Annotated in this window: 21 protein-coding genes and 3 pseudogenes; 17 read left to right on the forward strand and 7 right to left on the reverse strand. The window is 55.0% G+C overall.

The annotated features are described in order from the left end of the window. Positions 1 to 87 precede the first annotated feature (87 nt). The 4 genes from ACFSO0_RS09755 (at position 88) to ACFSO0_RS09770 (ending at position 5,112) form a co-directional block, all read left to right on the forward strand. A complete protein-coding gene (locus ACFSO0_RS09755; protein WP_376879429.1) occupies positions 88 to 1,311 on the forward strand; it encodes an MFS transporter in 1,224 nt (407 codons plus the stop codon). After that, complete coding sequence (locus tag ACFSO0_RS09760) at positions 1,308 to 2,150, forward strand: aldo/keto reductase (RefSeq protein WP_376879432.1); 843 nt, start codon at positions 1,308 to 1,310, stop codon at positions 2,148 to 2,150. Before ACFSO0_RS09755 ends, ACFSO0_RS09760 begins: the two co-directional genes overlap by 4 nt. Before the next feature lie 192 nt (positions 2,151 to 2,342). Continuing rightward, the gene (locus tag ACFSO0_RS09765; protein ID WP_376879434.1) at positions 2,343 to 3,758 is read left to right on the forward strand and encodes an FAD-binding oxidoreductase; all 1,416 of its coding nucleotides are present in this window, start codon (positions 2,343 to 2,345) and stop codon (positions 3,756 to 3,758) included. Next, positions 3,751 to 5,112: a (Fe-S)-binding protein gene (locus ACFSO0_RS09770; protein ID WP_376879437.1), complete on the forward strand. Its 1,362-nt coding sequence runs from the start codon at positions 3,751 to 3,753 to the stop codon at positions 5,110 to 5,112. The genes ACFSO0_RS09765 and ACFSO0_RS09770 overlap by 8 nt, the downstream gene beginning before the upstream one ends. 221 nt (positions 5,113 to 5,333) lie before the next feature. Here the strand turns inward: ACFSO0_RS09770 and ACFSO0_RS09775 are convergent, their stop codons facing one another. The 4 genes and pseudogenes from ACFSO0_RS09775 to ACFSO0_RS09790 form a co-directional block, all read right to left on the reverse strand. Next, on the reverse strand, positions 5,334 to 6,389 hold the full coding sequence (locus ACFSO0_RS09775; RefSeq protein ID WP_376879440.1) for a hypothetical protein: 1,056 nt from the start codon (positions 6,387 to 6,389) through the stop codon (positions 5,334 to 5,336). Between the two features lie 310 nt (positions 6,390 to 6,699). Continuing rightward, positions 6,700 to 7,158, reverse strand: a complete 459-nt coding sequence (locus ACFSO0_RS09780) for an SRPBCC family protein (RefSeq protein WP_376879442.1) — start codon at positions 7,156 to 7,158, stop codon at positions 6,700 to 6,702. A 40-nt stretch (positions 7,159 to 7,198) separates the two neighbouring features. Continuing rightward, positions 7,199 to 7,402, reverse strand: a pseudogene (locus ACFSO0_RS09785) (SRPBCC domain-containing protein); the annotation flags it as partial. A gap of 6 nt (positions 7,403 to 7,408) precedes the next feature. Continuing rightward, positions 7,409 to 7,886: pseudogene (locus ACFSO0_RS09790) on the reverse strand (MerR family transcriptional regulator). A 348-nt stretch (positions 7,887 to 8,234) separates the two neighbouring features. Between ACFSO0_RS09790 and ACFSO0_RS09795 the strand changes: the two are divergent. Beyond that, a complete protein-coding gene (locus ACFSO0_RS09795; protein WP_376879444.1) occupies positions 8,235 to 9,164 on the forward strand; it encodes a bifunctional helix-turn-helix transcriptional regulator/GNAT family N-acetyltransferase in 930 nt (309 codons plus the stop codon). 122 nt (positions 9,165 to 9,286) lie between these two features. Here the strand turns inward: ACFSO0_RS09795 and ytvI are convergent, their stop codons facing one another. After that, positions 9,287 to 10,318 (reverse strand): sporulation integral membrane protein YtvI, encoded by a 1,032-nt coding sequence (ytvI, locus tag ACFSO0_RS09800; protein ID WP_376879446.1) that lies wholly within the window; start codon positions 10,316 to 10,318, stop codon positions 9,287 to 9,289. A 381-nt stretch (positions 10,319 to 10,699) separates the two neighbouring features. Here ytvI and ACFSO0_RS09805 point away from each other — a divergent pair, with 381 nt between their 5' ends. The 6 genes from ACFSO0_RS09805 to ACFSO0_RS09830 all read left to right on the forward strand — a co-directional run bounded on the left by ACFSO0_RS09805 (position 10,700) and on the right by ACFSO0_RS09830 (position 16,316). Then, positions 10,700 to 11,971, forward strand: a complete 1,272-nt coding sequence (locus ACFSO0_RS09805) for a cation:dicarboxylate symporter family transporter (protein ID WP_376879448.1) — start codon at positions 10,700 to 10,702, stop codon at positions 11,969 to 11,971. Positions 11,972 to 12,240: 269 nt separating this feature from the next. Then, positions 12,241 to 12,828: a DUF1802 family protein gene (locus tag ACFSO0_RS09810; protein ID WP_376879450.1), complete on the forward strand. Its 588-nt coding sequence runs from the start codon at positions 12,241 to 12,243 to the stop codon at positions 12,826 to 12,828. Positions 12,829 to 12,866: 38 nt separating this feature from the next. Next, positions 12,867 to 13,847: a quinone oxidoreductase family protein gene (locus tag ACFSO0_RS09815; protein ID WP_376879452.1), complete on the forward strand. Its 981-nt coding sequence runs from the start codon at positions 12,867 to 12,869 to the stop codon at positions 13,845 to 13,847. Positions 13,848 to 13,956: 109 nt separating this feature from the next. Next, complete coding sequence (locus tag ACFSO0_RS09820) at positions 13,957 to 14,373, forward strand: RrF2 family transcriptional regulator (protein WP_376879455.1); 417 nt, start codon at positions 13,957 to 13,959, stop codon at positions 14,371 to 14,373. Positions 14,374 to 14,498: 125 nt separating this feature from the next. Then, positions 14,499 to 15,065: a thioredoxin family protein gene (locus ACFSO0_RS09825; protein WP_376879457.1), complete on the forward strand. Its 567-nt coding sequence runs from the start codon at positions 14,499 to 14,501 to the stop codon at positions 15,063 to 15,065. Positions 15,066 to 15,107: 42 nt separating this feature from the next. Continuing rightward, positions 15,108 to 16,316: an MFS transporter gene (locus ACFSO0_RS09830; protein ID WP_376879460.1), complete on the forward strand. Its 1,209-nt coding sequence runs from the start codon at positions 15,108 to 15,110 to the stop codon at positions 16,314 to 16,316. A 162-nt stretch (positions 16,317 to 16,478) separates the two neighbouring features. Here ACFSO0_RS09830 and ACFSO0_RS09835 read toward each other — a convergent pair whose 3' ends face one another. Both ACFSO0_RS09835 and ACFSO0_RS09840 read right to left on the reverse strand, forming a co-directional pair. Further along, on the reverse strand, positions 16,479 to 16,841 hold the full coding sequence (locus ACFSO0_RS09835; protein ID WP_376879463.1) for an ArsR/SmtB family transcription factor: 363 nt from the start codon (positions 16,839 to 16,841) through the stop codon (positions 16,479 to 16,481). After that, positions 16,838 to 17,266 carry an SRPBCC family protein gene (locus tag ACFSO0_RS09840; protein ID WP_376879465.1) on the reverse strand — a complete coding sequence of 143 codons (429 nt, stop codon included), beginning with the start codon at positions 17,264 to 17,266 and terminating at the stop codon, positions 16,838 to 16,840. The genes ACFSO0_RS09835 and ACFSO0_RS09840 overlap by 4 nt, the downstream gene beginning before the upstream one ends. Before the next feature lie 44 nt (positions 17,267 to 17,310). On the opposite strand from ACFSO0_RS09840, the gene ACFSO0_RS09845 reads away from it, so the two are divergent. The 6 genes and pseudogenes from ACFSO0_RS09845 (at position 17,311) to ACFSO0_RS09870 (ending at position 22,484) form a co-directional block, all read left to right on the forward strand. Further along, the gene (locus ACFSO0_RS09845) at positions 17,311 to 17,532 is read left to right on the forward strand and encodes a LysE family transporter (RefSeq protein ID WP_376879467.1); all 222 of its coding nucleotides are present in this window, start codon (positions 17,311 to 17,313) and stop codon (positions 17,530 to 17,532) included. Between the two features lie 577 nt (positions 17,533 to 18,109). Continuing rightward, positions 18,110 to 18,307 carry a Panacea domain-containing protein gene (locus ACFSO0_RS09850; protein WP_376879625.1) on the forward strand — a complete coding sequence of 66 codons (198 nt, stop codon included), beginning with the start codon at positions 18,110 to 18,112 and terminating at the stop codon, positions 18,305 to 18,307. Between the two features lie 294 nt (positions 18,308 to 18,601). Continuing rightward, positions 18,602 to 19,558, forward strand: coding sequence for a Gfo/Idh/MocA family protein (locus ACFSO0_RS09855; RefSeq protein ID WP_376879469.1), 957 nt, complete (start codon positions 18,602 to 18,604; stop codon positions 19,556 to 19,558). Between the two features lie 28 nt (positions 19,559 to 19,586). Further along, positions 19,587 to 19,808: pseudogene (locus ACFSO0_RS09860) on the forward strand (P1 family peptidase); the annotation flags it as partial. A gap of 16 nt (positions 19,809 to 19,824) precedes the next feature. Then, complete coding sequence (locus ACFSO0_RS09865) at positions 19,825 to 21,033, forward strand: macrolide family glycosyltransferase (protein WP_376879471.1); 1,209 nt, start codon at positions 19,825 to 19,827, stop codon at positions 21,031 to 21,033. 167 nt (positions 21,034 to 21,200) lie between these two features. After that, positions 21,201 to 22,484 carry an exo-beta-N-acetylmuramidase NamZ family protein gene (locus ACFSO0_RS09870; RefSeq protein WP_376879474.1) on the forward strand — a complete coding sequence of 428 codons (1,284 nt, stop codon included), beginning with the start codon at positions 21,201 to 21,203 and terminating at the stop codon, positions 22,482 to 22,484. Positions 22,485 to 22,486: the final 2 nt, after the last annotated feature.

Here is a 22,486-nt window from a genome sequence, read left to right on the forward strand (position 1 = left end):
TAGCATTTGCCAGCTGGTATTCACCATACCATTCTTTTTCCGTTCGCGGTGAACGAACGGTTGATTCAATATCAAGGAGGAATACTTGTGACAGAAGGAACAAAGCGAAGCACGCTGGCCCTGCTTGCCCTGGCGATCAGCGCGTTCGCGATCGGAACGACGGAGTTTATCAGCGTAGGCTTGCTGCCGTTGATTTCGCAAGACTTGAACATCCCGGTCACGACTGCTGGACTGACTGTTACTTTATATGCGCTGGGTGTTACCGTCGGAGCACCTGTACTCACCTCGCTCACGTCGAGTTTGCCGAGAAAGACGCTGCTGTTCTGGATCATGATCTTTTTCATCGCGGGCAACAGTATCGCGGCCAGTGCGGGCTCGATTGCGTTGCTGCTCGTCGGGCGTGTCGTGTCCTCATTTGCCCACGGCGTATTCATGTCGATCGGGTCGACGATTGCCGCTGACCTCGTGCCGGAGGATCGCCGGGCGAGCGCGATTTCCCTTATGTTTACCGGGCTTACGGTCGCCACGGTAACGGGCGTGCCGCTGGGGACGTACCTCGGCCAGCAGCTCGGGTGGCGGGTTGCATTTGCCGCGATCGTTCTGGTCGGCGTCATTGCACTGATCGCCAATTCCCTGCTCGTCCCGGGGAATTTGCGCAAAGGAGTCAAGACGACGTTCGGCGATCAGCTGAAGCTGGTCACGAACGGCCGGCTGCTCCTCATGTTCATCATCACTACCTTGGGCTACGGTGGGACGTTCGTCGTCTTCACCTACCTGTCGCCCTTGCTGACTGATATTGCCGGTTTCTCTGCAGCACAAGTCGCGATCATCCTGCTCGTCTACGGCATTGCCATCGCAATCGGCAACGTGGCGGGCGGAAAGTTCGCGAACCGCAATCCCCTCGGAGCTTTGCTGGTCATGTTTGTCGTGCAGGCGCTCGTCCTGTTCATCCTGTTCGTTACTGTGCCGTTCAAGCTCGCCGGGCTGGTCACGATCTTTTTCATGGGCATCATGGCGTTCATGAACGTGCCGGGTCTGCAGGTATACGTCGTCATTTTGGCGGAGCGGTACGTGCCGAGCGCCAAGGATGTGGCGTCGGCTGTCAACATCGCCGCGTTTAATGCGGGCATCGCGATCGGCGCCTATCTGGGCGGAGTTATCACGGATTCGATCGGGCTTATTCATACGACATGGGTCGGGGGAATTATGGTGCTTGGCGCCGTCATTTTGACAGGCTGGAGCCGAGTATTGGAAGGCAAGGCTGGCCGTTCCAGGGTTAGCAAAAACCATAAGGAGGTTACGTGTTCATGACAACCAATCTGCAAGCTGCAACAACACTCGCAAACGGAGTAAAAATGCCTTGGCTCGGCCTCGGCGTGTTTAAAGTACAGGATGGCCAGGAAGTCATCGAGGCGGTGCGCGCCGCCATCCGCAATGGCTACCGCAGTATCGATACCGCTGCCGTCTACGCCAATGAAGAAGGCGTTGGCGAAGGCATTCGCCTTGGCATGAAGGATGCGGGCATTACCCGCGAGGAGCTGTTCGTCACTTCCAAGGTATGGAATTCCGACCTTGGCTACGAGGCTACGCTGGCTGCTTACGAGACGAGTCTGAAAAAGCTCGGTCTGGATTACCTCGACCTGTACCTGATTCACTGGCCGGTCGAAGGAAAGTACAAGGACGCATGGCGCGCCCTGGAAAAAATCTACAAGGACGGAAAGGTCAAAGCGATCGGCGTGTCCAACTTCCACGTACATCATTTGCAAGACTTGATGAAGGACGCGGAGATCAAACCGATGGTCGACCAGATTGAGTACCACCCGCGCCTCGCGCAAAAAGAGCTGCTGGCTTTTTGCCGGGAAAACGGCATCCAGATGGAAGCGTGGTCGCCCCTGATGCAAGGCCAGTTGCTCGACCATCCGGTGCTCAAAGAGATCGCAGAGCGCCACGACAAATCCGTCGCGCAAGTCATCGTGCGCTGGGATCTGCAAAACGGCGTCGTCACCATCCCGAAATCCATCAAGGAACATCGGATCGTGGAAAACGCAAATGTCTTTGACTTCGAGCTTTCCGCAGAAGACATGGCGAAGATCGACGCCCTGGATGAAGGCGTGCGCGTAGGTCCGGACCCGGACAATTTTGATTTCTAATCTGGCCTCTATGTATATCGAAGAAAGACAAGCAAAAAAGGTGCCTTTGAATAGGGCACCTTTTTTGCGTCCGCCGATTTTGCTGAAGCTGACGGGTACGAGCAGGGAAGAGGGGGCGCATTTGTTGAATCTTACCAATGGGAGAATCCGGGAAGCGATTCAGAAGTACAGTTAATCCAGGAGGGGATTTCCATGTTGCCAGAACACATTCGCTCCGAGCTGCGAGCTATCGTGGGCGAAAAGCATTGTCTGGATCGGCAGGAAGCGCTGGTCGCCTATTCGTATGACGCTACTCCGATGCAGCAGTCCCTGCCGGATGTCGTCGTCATGCCGCAAAGCGCGGAAGAAGTCCAAGCAGTCGTGCGGGTAGCCGCCAAGCATCAGATTCCAATCGTCACGCGGGGAGCCGGGTCCAATCTGTGCGCAGGCACGATTCCGGTCGGCGGGGGCATCGTCCTCGTCCTGAACCGGATGAACCGGATCGTGGAAATCGACGAGCAAAACCTGACGATCACCGTACAGCCGGGCGTCCGCACTTCGGACATTCACCAGGCGGTAGAAGCGCGCGGTCTTTTCTATCCGCCAGACCCGGGCAGCATGGTCATCTCAACCATCGGCGGGAACATCGCGCTCAATTCCGGAGGACTGCGCGGCCTGAAATACGGGACGACGAAAGACTACGTGCTCGGACTGGAAGCAGTGCTGCCGAACGGCGAAATCATCCGCACCGGCGGCAAGCTGATGAAGGACGTGGCAGGCTACGACCTGACCAAGCTGCTGGTTGGCAGCGAAGGCACCCTGGCGATCATCACGCAGGCGATCCTCAAGCTGATTCCGAAGCCGCAAACCCAGCGCGTCATGCTGGCGATGTTCGCCGACCTGTCACAGGCGGCTCGCTCCGTCTCGGATATCATCGCAAATCGGATTATTCCGGGGACGCTGGAGTTTCTGGATCAGGGGACGATCCGCGTCGTGGAGGATTTCAAGCAAATCGGTCTGCCTACGGATGTCGCCGCCATTTTGCTGATCGGCCAGGACGGCGAGCCCGAGTCGGTGGACCGCGACATGGAGAAGATCGCGGCGATCTGCAAGCAAAACGATGCCGTCCAGATCAAGGTCGCGACGACGCCGGAGGAAGCAGACGAAGTGATGACGGCGAGACGCAGCGCCCTGGCCGCACTGTCCCGGCTGCGCCCGACGACGATTCTCGAAGACGCGACGGTGCCGCGCGCCCAGATTGCCCCGATGGTCGCCGCTATTCAAGAGATCGCGCAGCGGTACGGTCTGCACATTTGCACCTTTGGTCATGCAGGTGACGGCAATCTGCATCCTACCTGTATGACCGATGCGCGCAATCACGAAGAAATCGAACGGGTCGAGGAAGCATTCGCGGAAATATTCGCAGCGGCCATCGAACTGGGCGGCACGATTACTGGCGAGCACGGGGTCGGAATCGTCAAGGCGCCGTATCTCGAATGGAAGGTGGGTGCGGCAGGCATCGAAGTGATGAAAGGCATCAAGCGCGCTTTCGATCCGCACAACCTGCTCAACCCCGGCAAGATGTTCGCCAAAGAAACAAGGAACAGAGTGGTGGTCAGTCGTGCTTAGAGAAGCGTTGATCGACAAACTGGATTACGACGAGCTGTCCAACTGCATGCGCTGCGGCTTTTGCCAGCCCGCCTGTCCGACCTTTCGCGAGACAGGTTACGAAGCGGCGTCCCCACGGGGGCGGATCGCGCTGATGAAAGCGGTGGCGGACGGCGTCATGGAGCCGGACCAGGATTTTGTGGACCAGATGAATCTGTGTCTTTGCTGCCGCGCCTGCGAGCCAGTCTGTCCGGCGGGCGTTCCCTACGGCCAGCTGATCGAGCAGACGCGGGAAGCGATCGAGGAAGTGCAGGCGCATCCGACATGGATCAAGCTCGTGCGCAAAGTCGTTTTCACGCATCTGTTCCCCCGGCAGGACCGGATGTATCGGCTCGGCAGCCTGCTGCGCTTCTATCAGCGCTCCGGTCTCCAGAAAGCGGTGCGCAGGCTCGGCATGCTCCGCATTTTGCCGAAGCAGCTGGGCGAGATGGAGGCGATCATGCCGGAAGCATCGGGAAAAGGGGTCAGAGACTATCTCGGCGCCACGGTCATCCCGGCCGTTGGCGAACGGAAACGCCGCGTCGGCATGTTCCACGGCTGCATCATGGACGTCCTGTTCAGTGAGACCAATCTCAACACAGTACGCCTGTTGACGGAAGCCGGCTGCGAGGTCGTCATTGCCGAAGGCCAAGTCTGCTGCGGCGCCCTTCACGCTCACAGTGGAGAGCGTGAAGCCGCGAGAGAGCTGGCGCGGAAAAACATCGCGGCCTTCAGCGCGGCAGGTGTGGACGTGATCGTCTCCAATGCGGGCGGCTGCGGGGCCATGCTCCAGGAGTACGGACATCTGCTGGCGGAGGACCCGCTCTGGCAGGAAAAAGCGAAATGGTTTTCCGCACGCGTGAAAGACATCAGTGAGCTGCTGGCCGAGCTGACCGATCCGGCGGCGTGGAACGCCCTGCCCCAGCCGATGCGCGTCACCTACCAGTCTTCCTGCCATTTGCGCAACGGCATGAAGGTCACCAAAGAACCTGTCGCCTTGCTGCAGTCGATCCCCGGCGCGACTTACGTGCCTTTGCGCGAGGGCGACCGCTGCTGCGGCTCGGCAGGCATCTACAACCTGATCCAGCCCGAGATGGCAGGCAGCCTGCTGGACGAGAAGATGGGCCACGTCGCCGCCACGCAGGCGGACATCTTGGTCACCTCCAACCCCGGGTGCCTGCTGCAGATGAAGGCTGGCATCAACCGGGCTGGCCTGGAGGACCGGATGGAAGCGGTGCACCTCGTAGATTTGCTGGCGAGAGTCCAGTTCGGGAAAAAAGCGACGTACGCAGGGCAATGCAAAGCGGCCGAACAGGCAGAGGTCGTCACGAAATAAAGCGGCGGATGCGCTGCCCGACCAGAAGCTGTGCAGTCCCGGTGGATGTGCAGGTCGTAGATGGACATGACTTCCATGGCATGAATGTAGGTCGAATGCTCATCCCATTCATTGAGCTGACCTTGGGGAGCCTCGATCGCATTCCAGGGTTCATTGGCGAGCAGCACATTCTGGTAGCGATGGCGGAAGTGCTCGGATGACCAGCGCGCCTGCGGAGAGTGTTACTTCACGTGATCCAGCACGCTTTTGATGTTCGCGGCCGAGTCTTGGGCGATGGTCAAATTGTAGTACTGACGCACCGCCTGGTAGACGGCGTTTACGTTTTTGTTCGTCTTGCTTTTTCGGTAGGCGGAGATTTCTTTGGCGAAGCGGGGGTGATGGATGAGATCGCGGCTCCAGTCCCAGACCCGCGGTTTCAGAGCGTCTTTTCTCGCCTGCTCAAGCATTTGGGGGAAGCGCGAAATAAAATATTGCCTGATCGCCTTGTTTGCCTTGTCATATTCAGGAGTAGCCAACACATCAAAGGGAGAATCGGATATATACGGCTTCCCGTTGACGTAGATCAGCTCTCGGGCCTGCGCCGGCACCATCCCGGGCAGCAGCTTCACCTGATAATACTCCCATCCGTTTGCCGTCTTCTTGCCGGGGAGCACCAGCGTGATGAAGTTCGACAGCCGTTCGTACGCATACTCCTCGGGGTGTTCAAACGGTCCCGGCTCCATGCTGAGCGGCGTATGGGGATACAGATAGCCTTTGCTGTCCACGACAAATCCGGGCAGGCCGACCTCTACGGCCCAGCGCACGGCTGTGTCGTCCGAATCTTTCAGGTCAATGCCCCCGTGATAGGGACGGATTTCGCCAAACACGCGGTAGAGGACGGTCGCAACGAACTGTTTCGTCGCGATCCCGTCGTCGATCTCCTCGGGTCTGACGTAGCCGGCATCGATGAGCGGCTGGAGGCGGGCGTTCATGTAGAGCTGGGCTCTTCTCTCCCTAAGCTCGCGGTCTTCATCTGAGTACGGTTCCGCTTGGGAGATACGTCTGTCGAGGTCATCCAGGTCTATACCCGCTGGGAAGGCAGGGGGGAGAATCGCCACGAAGTCGTACAGATTCCACAAAAATCCTTTTTTTGAGGAGGCGAACTCGCGATTCGTATCTAAGGCCAGCTTCCAATACGATCCGCCGCTGTCCATGTCGATAAAATAGTCCGTCTTTGTGTAAGTTCTTTTCAGGGCAGGCACCTGCGGGTTGGCGATGGAGACCATCTGCACATTCAAAAACAGATACTTTTCCGGATTCGGCGGGAGGCTTGTACGTGATGTGCGGGCTTGAAGCCGCTGCTGCAACTGCGGGCATCAGAGGCGAGAGCAGGAGGGCGGCAGTTAGGCAGAGCGAGCCAGCCAGCAGGGTGGCCATCATTTTGTTGCTGGTCATGGTCCATCATCCTTTTGCATCATGATGTATGTTAGACGCATCAGAGGAGAGGGGAGTTTTGGTATATTTTACATTTTTTTCTAAACGATCAATGCAAAAAAAGCAAAGGACATCCTTTTCGGGAAGGCCCTTGCTTTTCAAAATGGAACCCCATCAGGTGTTGTTTGCTAAAAGCTCTGCCAGCCGATCCATGGTCTGTTCGGCCCCTGGGACGGCATATTTTTTCACCTTATCGAATACCGCTTCCGTTTCTTCAAAAACGGTGCGGTAGGTGAGTTTCGTCTTGCCATCCAGATCCTCAAAGCAGACCGTCGCCATAAAATGGGAAAATACAGCATGTTTGAAGACGATTCGCTCGAGATGAACGACTTCGACAATGACGTGCATGTTCGGATAATCAACGTTGTCAGGGCCGTGCATGATAAACTCCCATGTTCCGCCGGGCATCATATCGAACTTCTGAAAAGTCGATGTAAAACCTCGAGGTCCCCACCACTTTGACAACTGCTCCTCATCTGTCCAAGCATCAAACACCATCTCGCGTGGAGCATCAAATACGCGGGTGATCACAATCTCGCGTTCGCCTGCTTGTGCTGCGTTGTTCAGGCTCATGCTTATCCCTCCCAAATGATATAGACTCATCCGCCCAGTCCTATTCGAGAGCTTTCCCCAAGGCATCTAGCAACTCGTTCGTGCCATGCTCGCGAATTTTCGGCGTATCATGCCCATCAAAAAATGCCCCTTGCTCCGTGAAGATCAGCTTCGTGCCGCCCTCGGTCGGGAAGAGTTCAACCGTTGTGAGTGAAACGGAAATGCGCGTCTCGCCCGCATCTATGGAGTAGGTATAGACAATGCGTTACGTTCATTCATCCTCTTCAACCAAGAAATTGCCCAGTACATCCAAACACGCTCCCAACTCATTCGATGTTCGATGACGAGCTTTTCATGGTTTTTTTTCATGGCTTGCAATAGTTTGGTAAAGTCTTCAACCGTTACGGGAGCCTTTACTTGAATTAACTTCGATACATGCTGGAGTTGCTCAAGAAGTTTCTGCTGCAGCTTTATTTGCTCTTTAATCCGAGCCATTTGCAGGTCCCAATCTCAAGCGTACTGATCAGCCCACCCTCCAGGAGAATCTTGATTTCTTCAAGGGACAAGCCCAATTCCTTAAGCGATAAAATCTGCTGTAGACGCAAAAGGTCGGATTCGTTGTACAGCCTGTGCCCGGCCTCTGTCTGATCGGACGGCGAAAACAAACCAATTTGATCGTAGAATCGGAGAGTGCGTACGGTGAGTCCTGTTAGTTTGGCAAGATCTTCTACCTTCCAATGCTGGCTCATAGATACTCCTTCGTTAGCGCTAACTTTTACCGATACTTTGATTATGAAAGATGACGTAACGTAAGGTGCAAGAGAAAGTTTTTTAGAAAACCGAAAAGGCCGTCCATTCGTATTTCAGAAGTTGTTTCATCTGTATTTTAACACAATATATGGAAGATACATGGGGAGTTAGCGTAACACCCGCTTCCAGTCTACTCCTTTATTTTCAAAGAACAGCTAGAAATTTAAGAAAGAAGACGGTGTGGGACCTCAATTAGTTGACAAGGTCAAATTAAAAGTTGATAAAATCAACTTACTTTGATATGCTGGATTCAGAGCAAAACTTTGCAAAGGCATGGAGGGGTCTCTGTGGAAAGGCTGTCCTACATAGAAAAAATCAGAAAGTTCAATCGTTATTACGCCAGCGTTCTCGGCAAGATCGACCAGGAAATTTACCAGCCGCCATTTCCGCTGACAGAAGCGAGGGTGATTGCAGAAATTCATTACAGACACGGCAGCACGGCTACCGAGATTAGAGAAAATCTGGGCATTGACAGAGGATACATGAGCCGGATGCTGCAGCGGTTTGAGGAAGAAGCGATCATCACCAAAAGTCAATCGCCGGAGGATAAGCGTCAATACTTGCTTGAGCTGACAGAGAAGGGCAGGGCGATTTTTGCGGAAATGGTGGAGCGGGCCAACCAGGGCGTCGGCAAAATGACGCAGCATTTGTCCGAGCGGGAGCTTTCCAGACTGGTCACCTCCATGGAGACGATCGAATCCATTTACGCGGCAGAACGCGCATCCGACGTGACCATTCGGCCTTTTCGACCGGGTGATCTGGGATACATCGGCTACCTTCACGGGAAGTTTTACGACGAAAAATATCAGTTTGGACGAATTTTTGAATATTACGTGATGAAAGGGCTGGCCGATTTTCTCTACAATACGGCTGGCGGAGAAGTATGGGTAGCCGAAAGGAACGGGGAGATCATCGGCTCGATCGCCATCACAAAGGCGAGTGATACAGAAGCGCAGCTTCGCTGGTTTATTCTGGACGAACGGCACCAGGGCATGGGCATCGGGAAAAAGCTGATGGAGACGGCTCTGCACTTTTGCCGGGAACGAGGCTACCAGCATGTGTTTTTGTGGACGGTAGCGACACTGGAAGCGGCGCGCCATCTCTACCGCAAATACAACTTCCGGCTGACGGAGGAAAAGCCGAACGAGGAATGGGGCGGAACGAGGGTGATTGAGGAGCGATGGGAGCTCGATCTGTCCCGCAAGTCCGGTCAGTAGAGGGGAGCAGCGTCCGCCGGGCGGCATAGCGGCGCGAAAACACCAAAAAAGCAAAGAGTTCAAGGGCAGAAGGCTTCCTTTCTGTCCAGAGCTCTTTGCTTTTTTTACGGGTGAATGGCGGCCTAGAAATCGATCCTGAACTTCAAAAATCCGGCTTTGCGCAGCGCTTCGTAAATAATGACCAGCGCAGGTCCGAGAATCAGCCCGAAAAAGCCGATGATCTGAAAGCCAAGGAACATGCTGACCAGAGCGGCCAGGGCGCTGATGCCGAGATTGGAGGCGAGAATTTTCGGCTCGATGATGCGCCGGACGACGGTAATCACCAGAAACAGGACGATCAGGCCGATGGCGAGGTGCGTCTTGTCCGTGAAAAAGCTGTAGGCGGCCCACGGCACGAGGAACGACCCTGTTCCCAGGATCGGGAGGATGTCCACGAGTACGATCAGCAGAGCGATTACCGCCGAATATTTCACATGCAGGATGATCAGCCCCAGCCACGCGATCAGGAACGTGACGAGGCTCAGAATGATCTGTGCGCGCAAAAAGCCGATTGTGGCGCGGTTCAGCTGGGTGAACACCACGTTGATCTTCTCTCGCGCCGACGCCGTGAACATCCGCAGGAAGCCGGCCCGCAGCCGAGGCAGATCCAGACTGATCAGAAACAAAGCGACCAGGTAGATGACAGCCGTCAGCAGGAAGCCGGGAATGGCGGCGACTGTGCCGAGAATGCCTTTGCCAAGAGAGGAAGCGGTGGCGAGCGCGGACGTTTTCAGGCTGTCGAACACCTGCTGTATCTGGATGACCGTCTCTTCGGGCAAGGTCGAGTAATACAGCTCCCAGCGTCCGAAGGTGGACTCGAGAAACTCAAACAGATGCTGGGAGTAGGCCGGGAGCCGCTGTGCCAAATCGACGCTCTGGACGACGATCCGGGTGCCTAGCCAATAGGCGATGGCAGCGAAGCTAAGAAGAAACACGAGAAAGGAAACGATAACGGCCCCGAGCCGATTCACGCGCAGGCTCCGGACGAGAAAGAGCACGACGGGTTCCAGCAGGATGGCCGTCAGCAAGGCGAGCAAAAAGGGAACCGAATAGGGCAAGAGAAACAGCGCGATGGCCAGGAGAATCCCCGGCAATACAAATTTCCGGATCGTCATCGAAAAGGCTCCATTCTCACAAGCGAATAAGCAACAGGTTATATCCATTCGTAACTATATTATCACTTTCTTCGCAAGGAAAACAATGTGCTCACTTTACAGGCGGCCCGGCCATGTACTGACCGAACTATCAAAATTGTAAAGAAAGATGAAAAAATACAAAAAAACTGGGGTGTGGCAATTTTGTGATATGATGAACATCCATATGATTCTCGGCCAAGAATCGCAAATCAATATAGCTAAAATTAACAAAAAGCAAAGGAATCTATTTACATTGTGAATAGAAACATTCCTTATGGTAAAATGTGAATGGTATTCGACACAGTTCGACAAAACGTATCTGTGTGAATATAGATTACATCTTGTTAGTGAGGTGTCAAAATGAAGCGGTTTGGATTAGCGATACAGATTGTCATCGGTCTCGTTCTGGGGATTCTGGTTGGGGCCATGTTCTTCGGCAATCCTGCTGTGGCGACCTATCTTCAACCGATTGGCGATGTGTTCCTTCGGTTAATCAAAATGATCGTCATCCCGATCGTGATTGCGACCTTGATCGTCGGCGTCGCGGGCGTGGGTGATGTTAAAAAGCTGGGGAAAATCGGCGGAAAAACCATTTTGTATTTTGAAATCGTTACCACGGTTGCGATTGTGGTCGGTCTTTTGGCAGCGAACATCTTCCAGCCCGGTGTCGGAGTGGACATGTCTCACCTGTCAAAAACGGATATCCACAGTTACGTGGAAACGGCTGAATCGACACAAAGCCATAGCATGATTGATACATTTGTCAACATCGTACCGAAAAACGTTTTTGATGCGATTGTCCGCGGCGATATGCTGGCGATTATCTTCTTCTCCGTCCTTTTTGGTCTCGGGGTGGCAGCTGCTGGCGAACGCGGCAAACCGGTACTGAATTTCTTCCAGGGTGTGGCGGACGCCATGTTCTGGGTCGTAAACGCCATTATGCGTTTTGCTCCATTCGGGGTTTTTGCCCTGATCGGCGTTACCGTTTCCAAATTCGGTCTGTCTTCTCTCCTGCCGCTTGCCAAGCTGGTCATCCTGGTGCACGTAGCGATGGTATTCTTCATCCTCGTGGTACTGGGTGCGATTGCGAGAATGAGCGGGGTCAAAATTACGCAAATCATCCGCATCTTGAAGGACGAGCTCCTGCTGGCTTACTCGACATCCAGCTCGGAGACCGTTTTGCCAAAAATCATGGAAAAAATGGAACGCCTCGGCTGTCCAAAAGCGATTACATCGTTCGTCATCCCGACAGGCTACTCGTTTAACCTGGATGGTTCGACCTTGTATCAGGCTCTGGCAGCGCTGTTTATCGCTCAAATGTACGGAATCCACATGCCGATCAGCGCGCAAATCACGCTGATGCTGGTATTGATGGTCACCTCCAAAGGGATTGCAGGCGTGCCTGGCGTCTCGTTTGTCGTTCTGCTTGCGACACTGGGCTCCGTGGGCATTCCGCTGGAAGGTCTGGCGTTCATCGCAGGGGTCGACCGTCTGTTGGACATGGCCCGCACCGTGGTTAACGTCGTGGGCAACTCGCTGGCCGCAGTCGTCATCTCCCGCTGGGAAGGTCAGTTCGACATGAAGAAAGCCGAACAGTATTTGAAAGAAGTCAGCAGCGAAAAAGCTGCATAAGAATAAGGAAAGACGCAATTCCAAAGCCTTTCGTCCGGAGCAAATCCGGGCGGGAGGCTTTTTGTACAGATCGGGATGGATGAGATTCCATCCAGTACAAGTGCAGCTTGTGCCACACTTCGGGCGAAGGGAGAAAGCAGGGCAAGCTCGGGCATCCCGACAGATTCGCCAGGCGGACGCGCTGGCTACAGGGACTTTCCAGCCGCTGTAACTTCGGCTAGACTATAGCAATAACCATCGTGAGTAGAAAGTAAAGGAGCTGTTTTTGCATGCACACCATCACACAACCGACATCGCCGCTCTCGCTCAAGGAGTGGGCGGTCGCCGTCAAAGCATTGGGCGAAGGACATCAGATCATCACGATTCGCAAGGGCGGATTGTACGAAGAAACGAGGGAATTTCGGCTCGAAAACAACAAGTTTTACCTCTATCCGACCTACGAGCATCAAAAGCCGGAGATGGTCAAGTCCGAATACCACGGCTTGCTGCAGGAGACGCTTGCGGGTTGGTCGCCGGAAAAGCAGACCGTAGAGATCGCTTACTTTGCAGAAGTGACCGATGACATTGAGCTGATGGACGAGGAGAAGCTGCGCGCGCTCGCGCCTTTCCATATCTGGACAGACAACTTCGCGGACGTGCGGCTGCACTGGAAAAAGACAAAACCGCTGCACATCCTGTTCGCCCGCGTATACCGCCTCGACCGGCCGGTGGAGATCGCCATCGAGGAGGCGTACAAGGGCTGCAAATCGTGGCATCATCTGCTGGCTGCCATTCCGGGGCAGAGCTTTGCGCCTGTGCTCTCCGACGAAGAGTATGCACAGAAAAAAGAGGCAATCCTGCAAATCTTGGGCCGCTAACGGATAGATCATTTGGTTCAGGAGAGGAGAATGAAAGGATGAAAGCTGTAGTTGTCACCGCCTTTGGCGGTCCGGAGCATATGAAGCTCGTGGAGATGGAAATGCCGGATATTTCGCCGCAGCAGGTCCTGATTCGCGTAGAAAAGACGAGTGTCAATTTTGCGGACATCAAGTCGCGTTACGGCAAAAAAGGAGGCGGAACGCTCCCTTTTATCCCCGGTCTTGACGTTGCCGGCGTCATTGAGCGGGTCGGCTCACAGGTGCAGCGTTTTTCGCCGGGACAGCGCGTCATCGCGTTTCCGGCAGGAGGATCGTATGCGGAGTACGCCGTAGCCAGCGAAGCGTTGACGTTCGCGCTGCCGGACAGCATCGACTTCGAGACGGCGGCGGCCAGCCCAGTCGTTTCGTTTACTTCCTACAAGCTGCTCGCGGACGTAGCGCGGCTCGTGCCCGGCGAGACCGTGCTGATCCATGCTGCGGCCGGGGGAATCGGCACGACCGCCATCCAGCTGGCCAAGCTGCTGGGGGCAGGCAAAGTCATCGGTACGGTAGGCAGCGCCGGCAAGGCTGCCGTTGCCCGCGAAGCAGGAGCCGACCATGTCATCTGCAATGACACGGAAGATTTCGTTGCAAAGGTCAACGAGCTGACAGACGGTGCGGGGGCAGATGTCATTTTGGACTCCATCTCCGGCGCCGTCTCGGAGCGGAGCCTGGAATGTCTGGCCTGGTACGGCAGGCTCGTCCATTTTGGCAACGCCAGCGGCGAAGTCGGTTCCATCCGCACGATTGACCTGCATGCGAGCTGCCGCTCCGTCCTTGGCTTCAGCTTCGGCACCACCCGCAGCAAGCGGCCCCATCTGCTGCAGGACACGGCGGAAAAGGTGTTCGCCTATCTCGCTGACGGCAGGCTCCAGATCAAGATCGGCAAGTGCTTCCCCCTGGAAGAAGCCGCCGCCGCCCATGCGTGGGTAGAGAGTCGCCAAAGCACGGGGAAAGTGCTGCTTGATGTGAGGAATTGACAGCTGCTTTTCCAAGACATGCCTGTTCAGGAAAGTGTCCCCTCTTGTTGACTTCCCAAACTGTACGCATTATGATTACAGTACCCTTCTGGAGGAGGAAGCCGCTGAAGTGAATAGTGAATTGACGATAGCCGTCCACAGTCTGGCTCTATTGGCGAACCTCCCTGACCATATGGCCAGCAGTGAGCACATTGCGAAAAATGTATGCACCAATCCGGCAAGAATCCGAAAGATTATGAGTATGCTGAGAAAGCACGGCTTCGTACGTACAAAAGAGGGACTTGGCGGAGGTTACATCCTCGACTGCGATCCGCGCGAGGTGAATCTGGCCCAGCTTTACCGGACCGTTTCCTGCGGGACGTTGAAGCCGCAATGGTGCACGGGAGATCCGCAAGATTCCTGCCCCGTTTCTGCCAAGATGCACAGCGTAATGGACCAGATCTTCAACGAAGCAGAGGAGCATTTCACCCGGTATCTGGAGCAGATTACCATTCACTCGGTGCTGGACAAAATCAGGCAGTCGTAGGCTTGTTCACTTGACCAAACGGCAGTCCCTTGCGCACAAGGCGGGACATGTGCGCGAATCACCTGGGAACATCTGCTATCCAGGAATAACGCCGTTTACAGTATAATGCCTAGGAGGAAGAAACAATGGCTACTTTCGCACACAATCCATGGTTTGAAAAAGGCGTGACTTTCAAGCAGTACGTGGAAGCCATGCAGGTCAATCGCGAAGAGCTGACGCGTGTCTACGAGCAGCTCGCCTTTACCGATGAGGATTTGGCTGTTTGGGAAGACGTCGCGCAGCGGGGCTGGAGAGGCATCGTGCTGACGGCAGACTGGTGCGGGGATGCTGCATTGAATGTGCCAATCGTGCAGCGAATTGCGGAGAAAAGCAATATCGAACTGCGCTACCTGATTCGCGATGAAAATCTCGAGCTGATGGATCAGTATTTGACCAACGGTACGGCCCGGGCGATTCCGATCTTTATTTTCATCGACGAAGCGGGCGAAAAACAGGCAGTGTGGGGCCCGCGCTCGCCGCAGGTGCAGGAGCTGATTACCAGCCTGCGCAGCGGACTTCCCGAAAAAGATGCACCGGATTTTGCCGAGAAGCAAAAAATCGTCCATCGCGACTTCAAGCAACAGATCACGAGCGACCCGGCCATCTGGCGCACGGTGATCGACAGCGTGAAAGCGGCGCTGCAACGATCGTGACAGACGAAAAATTTTTATGAATAGGACTGGATAAACGCAAAAATGAGAAGTGCAGAGAATAATCGACGACCGATTCTTTTTCTCATGGTGAACATGTTTATTGCAATGCTGGGAATCGGCCTGATCATTCCCATTCTGCCCGAGTTTTTGAAGGAATTTGACGCGGGCGGCAAGACGGCGGGCTATTTGATCGCTGCGCTGGGAATGACGCAGTTTATCTTTTCCCCGATCGCGGGCGAATGGTCGGATAAGTACGGACGGAAAATCATGATCGTCTCCGGACTGGCACTGTTCACCATTTCCAACCTGCTGTTTGCGACGGCCCAGCACATTTCCATGCTGTACGTATCCCGGCTGATCGCGGGGATCGGCGCGGCCGCCATGATTCCCTCGATGCTGGCCTACGTGGCAGACATCACCACCGAGGAAAAGCGCGGCAAAGGCTTGGGTATGCTCGGCGCAGCCATGTCGCTCGGCTTTGTCATCGGGCCGGGGATCGGCGGCTTCCTCGCCGAACTGGGCTTGCGGATGCCGCTGTACGTCTCGGCGGCTGTAGGGGCGCTCGCCACGCTGGGCTCCTTGCTGTTCCTGCCGGAGTCGCTCTCCAGGGAAGCGCAGCACGCCGCACGGAATGCCACGATCAAAAAGGAAAGCATCTTTATCCAACTGGGCAAGTCGGTAAAGGCGCCGTATTTCGTCATGCTGATTCTCGTGTTTACGATGACCTTTGGCCTGGCCAACTTTGAAGTAATCTTCCCGTTGTTTGTCGATGCGAAGTTCGCCTATACGGCCCGTGACATCTCCATCATCATCACCATCGGGGCGTTGGCTGGCACGGTCGTCCAGGGGGCTCTGATCGGCAAGCTGATCAATCGCTTCGGCGAGAAAAACCTGATCAACTGGACGTTCCTGCTCTCGGCTGTTTCCATGGTGCTGATGCTGCTGTCCGGAAACTTCTGGTATATGCTCGTGCTGACCGTTCTGTTCTTTACCTTGACGTCGATCATGCGTCCTGCGATCAACACGCTCATTTCCAAGAGAGCAGGCGACGAGCAAGGCTTCGTAGCCGGGATGAACAACGCCTACATGAGTCTGGGCAACATTTTCGGTCCGGCGGCGGCAGGCACGCTGTACGATGTGCATCTGAATGCGCCGTACCTGTTCGGCGCGCTCATTTTGCTGTTCAGTCTGTACCTCTCGCGCCGGGAAAATCGCCGCAGCAAACTGAAGCCGGCTGCGGTGCAATCGTAATCGGCCAACGTTGGCATGACGCAAACAAAAAGCGGACCCTTTGTTCCTTGAGAACAGAGTGGGTCCGCTTTTTTGCTGCTGTCTATAAGGGGAAAGCCCGCGGCTGGGGCTGGCGCACAGGTAACGGCTGCAGGGCCCGTTTCACGCAAACTGCACGTTGTCTTACTCCACGAGGCGCGGCTTGGCTGGAGGCCCGTCCTGCGCGTGCTCTTCTTCCACGAACCGCTTCAGCGCCTGCAGCTTGTTTTCCCAGAAGCGCTCGTAATACGACAGCCAGTCCCTGATCTCGGTCAGCGGCTCCGGCTGCGTGCGGTATCTCGTCTCGCGGCCGACTTTTTGCTCTTTGACCAGTCCGGCCTCCGACAAGACGCGCAAATGCTTGGATACTGCCGTGCGGCTCATGGGAAAATGCCCGCTGATGACCGTAACCGACATTTCCTGCTCGGCCAGCAGGCGAAGAAGCTGGCGCCGCGTCGGGTCTGCGATCGCTTGAAAGACATCGTGCTTGGCGGCAGACGAACTCATTTTTTCTCCACGTACTCACGCAGTTTGGGCAGCACGGAAGAAGCCCAGCCCTGGTTCATGCGCTCGCGGACCACGGTATGCGATTCGCCGACCTCTGTGACCGTGCCCTCCGACCAGCCGGAATGAATGAGCGTGAACTCCGTTTGACCGCCCAGATCCTTCAAGGCAAACGTGACTACCCAATCCTTGCCCCAGGAAAAGACGAGGCGGTTGGGCGGGTCCAGTTCCTTGACCACGCACGGGGAGTCTCCGTAGGGGGAGAAAATGGTAAAGGCTTGTCCTGCGACCGGTTGAAAGTCGTTGGGCATGAGCCAGGCGGCGATGCCTTCTGCCGTGGCGACGGCTTCCCATACCTTTGACACGGGAGCGTTGAGGACGAGAGTCTGGACGATATCCGGGATCGTTCCGGGAGTGTGTTGAGACATGAGCGACCTCCAATTCGTTGTTTGGTGTACAGTTGAGTGTCTTCTTGAAAAAGGAAACCAAAACGTTTCGCATTCATTTTAAGAAACCAAATGGTTGCGCGTCAAGCGGTTTTCGTTTGCTGAATAGCCGGGCAGGCATCATGGCGGATCTCGGCGCCGCCACGGGAGACTTGATTTATACCATGCTCGCAGCAGTCGGCTTGCGCGCCATCTTGATGAAGCCCATGCCGATCTTTCGGGTGGTGAAATGGAAAAGTATCAATTGATACTGTTAGCGAGCTGTGATGATCTTTAGATAGGTATCAATTGATACTGGAACGGATATTATATAAGGAGGTGGGGAAGAAAGTGAAGATTGAGACAACTGGACGAGGCTGTGTGTGTCTTTCATTTCACGAGGATGAACCATAAAAATGATAATCTCTTGAAACTGTTATCAAAAGAACTTAAAAACTTGGAGGAAATGACCTTTCCCAATATCTTTTTGCCAAACTGTTAAATATGGGAATTGCGACTATAAAAAGATATGAATTGGGGACATCTTCGCCGGATACTACGCAGATTGGCATTTATAAAATGTTGAGGAGTAATCCAAAATCAATAAAGCAATTTTTTGATCAGAACAAAAGCAAGTTTGAACCGGATGAATTGAAAACTTTGGAGAAAAAGCTCCAACCATTCATTGAGAATGATGTTATCGAGGTTTCAAGTCAACGGTTACTGGAGAAAACATATGAGTCTCATAACAACACGCTCGAGACAGGGGGGGCTATCTTTAACTCGCAAAAACTGTTTCATATGGTCTTATTTTTCTCAAGGGAATTTGTTTTAAAAACCAAGCTCATGAAGTTATTATGGTACTCTGACTTCCTAAGATATAAGAGGACCAGAAAACCCATTAGCGGCACTCCATATTGGCATTTACCGTATGGCCCGGTCCCTAAAAAGCATGATTTAATTTCGCGCATCATGAAGCAGCTTGGAAAGAAACGGTGGACGAAGAGATCATCTCTTACAGCTACGCGGATTCTATTCAATTAAGCTGAGTAATAAGGGGTTGTCTCAAAAGTCGATTTTTTTGACTTGGAGACGCCCCTTTTGCCGTTCAAAAACGTTGAAAAATCAAAGGTTTACATATGTCCTTGAATCCGTATCGCTAGGAAATTTTTACAATCCGGCACCATTTGCACAGCGACCTGGAGACGGCATCTTTTTTCGTGAAACTTTTTTTGCACAAGGATTGTTCCGCCCGGTGGAGAAATGGGGTAAGGTTAGCGGAATGTGAAGGCATGTCACGAGATATGCAATATCAACGAGAGACGAGGGATTTTTGCCATGAGTCAAACAGTTTATCGAATCGGCGTGATCGGCGCGGGGGTGATGGGGGAGCGAATGATGAACGCCATCCGCACGCATGAGGCGTTTCGGATCGCTGCCATCAGCGACGTGTCCGCCGAACGGGCACAGGAGGCAGCCAGGCTGTCCGGGGATGTCCCGTGGTACACCGATTACCGGGAGTTGCTCGCTGCCGAAGAGCTGGATGCGGTCTATTTGGCGGTACCGCCGAAATTCCATCACGCGATCGCACTGGACGTGCTGGCGCACAAAAAGCATTTCCTGTGTGAAAAGCCGCTGGCCAACTCGCTGGCAGAAGCGGAAGAGATGCTGCAAGCGGCCAAGGCAGCCGGTGTTGTGCACGCGATGAACTTTCCGACGTACTATCAGGCGATCTTCCCCGAGCTGCAGCGCCGCCTGAAGGAGCTGGGAACCATCCGCCGCATCGACATTCTCACCCACTTCCACCAGTGGCCTCGTCCTTGGCAGCAGACGCCGTGGCTGTCCGGCCGCGAGCAGGGGGGCTTCATCCGGGAGGTGCTGCCGCATTTCACCCATTTGACGTACGCCCTGTTCGGCGATCTGGAAGTCATTCGCTCAGAGGTGGACTATCCGGCCGATCCGCAGGCGTGCGAGACGGGGGTATCGGCTTTTCTGCGGCTGGCGGACGGTACGCCTGTCACGATCAACGGCCTGGCGGGCATCGCGCATGAGGAGTATCTGGATTACCGCATTTACGGGACGGAAGGGACGATCAGCCTGCAAAACTGGACCAATCTGTACACGGGCGGCGACAATGAACGGACGTCTCGGGTCGAGATTCCGCTGGTGGACCGGCTGGCGAATTTGCTGGACGAGTTTGCGCGGGCCATGGAAGGAAAAGAGGCGCGGCTCGTGACCTTCGAGACGGGTGTCAAAGTGCAGAAAGTGCTGGAGGCGCTCCTGAGCAACGAATAGGCAGGAAAAATCGCGGGGGCTGCGGCAGATCGGGCTGGGGAGGACGGGCAGTCATTTCGGGCACGGCAGCGGAGACATCGTGATCGCCTTTACGACGGCACACAAAATTCCGCACCAGTCTGAATCGTTCCTGGAGACGCGGACGCAGTTGCACGAGGATCATCCGGTGATGAACCAGTTGTTTGCGGCGGCCGAAGCGAGTAGGCAGCCGCGAAGGAAGCTGACATGCACAAAGCGGAGAACTAGATAGCAAAGGGGCGGTAAATATGGCACGTGTTTTATTTATCAATGCCGGATCGGAAGGACACGTCAATCCGACGGTGGGAGTCGTGCAAGAGCTTATATCGCGCGGCGAGGAAGTCGTGTACTTCACCGTCGATGCTTTCCACGAGCGGATCGAAAAGACGGGAGCGACTGTGCGCACGATCGACGGCCAACAGTTTATCAAGGCGTTTATCTCCGGCGGAAGAAATTATTTGCCGGAAAGAATCAACGGTCTTTTGCATACGACAGACATCGTCATCCCCAGCGTGCTGGAACAGATCCGGGGCGAGCATTTTGACTACATCATCCACGATTCCATGTTTGGCTGCGGACGGCTGCTGGCGCAGATACTGAAGCGGCCCGCGATTACTTCCTGTACTTCCTTCGCGCAGACAAAAGAGTCGTTCGATGAAATGATGAAAGGGATTTCGGAAAAAATCCCGGCAGAAATCATGAAGCCGATCCAGGATGAATACCAGAGACTGACGCAGAGGGTGAAGGAAAACTACGAGGTCAACATCCAGTCTCCCTATGAAGTCTTCTGCAATCCCGCATCGCTTGCCATCGTGTACACGACTCGCGAGTTCCAACCGTCTGGCGAAACGTTCGACCATACGTACAAGTTTGTCGGTCCATCCATTTCCCCGCGATTCACGTCGGCAGACTTCGACTTTGCTGCGATCAAAGGGAAAAACCCCATCTACATATCGCTGGGCACTGTCTTGAACGATGCGATTGATTTCTACAAGCTGTGCATGGAGGCATTTGGAAACACCGGACATACCGTTGTCATGTCTGTCGGGGACAAAGTACGCCTTTCCGATCTGGGGGACATCCCGAAAAACTTCGTGGTCAAAAGCTATGTTCCGCAGACGGAAGTTCTGCCCCATGCGAAGCTGTTTATTACGCACGGCGGGATGAACAGCGCCCATGAAGGACTCTATTACGGAGTTCCCCTCGTTTTACTCCCGCAAAGCGCGGACCAGCCGATCGTCGCCGAGCAAGCAGCCAGGCTCGGGGCAGGCATTTCCCTGCAAATGCAAGGCATGACTGCCCGTCAGCTGCGGGAAATGGCAGAACATGTGTTAACGAACCCTTCATTTCAAAAAGCGGCGGCGAATGTGCAGGAATCCTTCCAACGAGCAGGGGGGTATCGCCAGGCGGTCGATGAAATTTTTGCATGGAAGAGGCAATATCAGATAGACAATTGAAAGGAGCTGGGCAGTCCTGATGCGCAGCCGGCCCAACTCACAGGGTCTTTTTGCGCCCCGATGAACAGCCGCGGTTGCCATCCCTAAAATTAACCAATAATAACTAAGGAAAGCATGCACATCCAACCATCCAGGCAAACGATGGCCCCGTTCAGAGGTGAATCTCCATGAAGAAGGCAACCGCATGGCAATGCTCTCTCTGCATTCTGCTCCTGTTCAGCTTCCTGGCCGCAGGGGCCGTGGCTCGCGAAGAACAGCCCCCTGCACAAGTAAAAATACAGACAACCGCCCCCGCTGTCCGGACCGGCATCGAGCGCCTGCTGGAACAGCCCGCGCAGCTGCTGGGAAAGCGCGTCGGGCTCATTACGAACCAGACCGGGGTCACGTCAGGGCTCGTCCATGACGTAGACGCTCTGCTGGAGAAAAAGATTCAGCTCGTCGCCGTGTACGGTCCCGAGCACGGGATACGCGGTGCGGAGCAGGCTGGCTCTGCGCCGGAGTCATTCCAGGACGCGAAAACGGGCTTGCCCTTTTACAACCTGTACGGCAAAGAACCGCAAGAAATCGCCCGGCTGTTTCGCGACGTCGACGTTGTCCTGTACGACATCCAGGACGTCGGAGCGCGTTTTTACACCTATATTTCGACGATGGCCTACGCGATGAAGGCGGCGGCCATGGAGGGAAAGCCTTTCATCGTGCTGGACCGCCCAAATCCGCTCGGGGGAGAGAAGGTCGAAGGGCCGATCCTCGATCTGCATTTCCAGTCTTTCGTCGGCCTGTACCCGATCCCGCTGCGCCACGGCATGACCGTCGGGGAGCTGGCGGGGTGGATTCGCAAGCAGGATTTGGAAAAGGAATACGGCGCAAAGGCCGACCTGACCGTCATCCGCATGGAGGGCTGGAAGCGGGGGATGCAGTACGAGGACACGGGGCTGCCGTGGGTGCCGCCATCCCCGAACATGCCTACCGTCGGGACGGCAGCTGTCTATCCCGGCAACGGGCTTTTTGAAGGGACGAATCTTTCCGAAGGGCGCGGTACGACGCTGCCGTTTGAGTGGGTCGGGGCGCCGTACATCAACGGCTGGGAGCTGGCGCATCGGCTGAATCGGCTAAAGCTGCCGGGCGTTGCGTTTCGGGAAGCGTACTTCCAGCCTGCCTTTTCCAAGCATGCGGGCAAGACGATCGGCGGGGTGCAGTTTTACGTGACGGATCGGCAAGCGTACGAACCTGTCCGCACCGCGCTGACGGTCATGGCAGAAGTGAAGAAGCAGTACCCGCGACAGTTTGACTGGAGAGGCGATCACTGGATCGACAAGCTCCTTGGCACAGACGCGGTCCGCAAAGCGCTGGATCAGGGAACGCCTGTGAACGAGATCGTGGCGAAGTGGCAGGAGGAGCTGCGCGCGTTTGAAATGCAGCGAAAGCCCTTTTTGCTGTATGGCACGGAGTGATG

It is taken from the genome of Brevibacillus sp. GCM10020057, assembly GCF_042683565.1.
Classification (GTDB): domain Bacteria; phylum Bacillota; class Bacilli; order Brevibacillales; family Brevibacillaceae; genus Brevibacillus.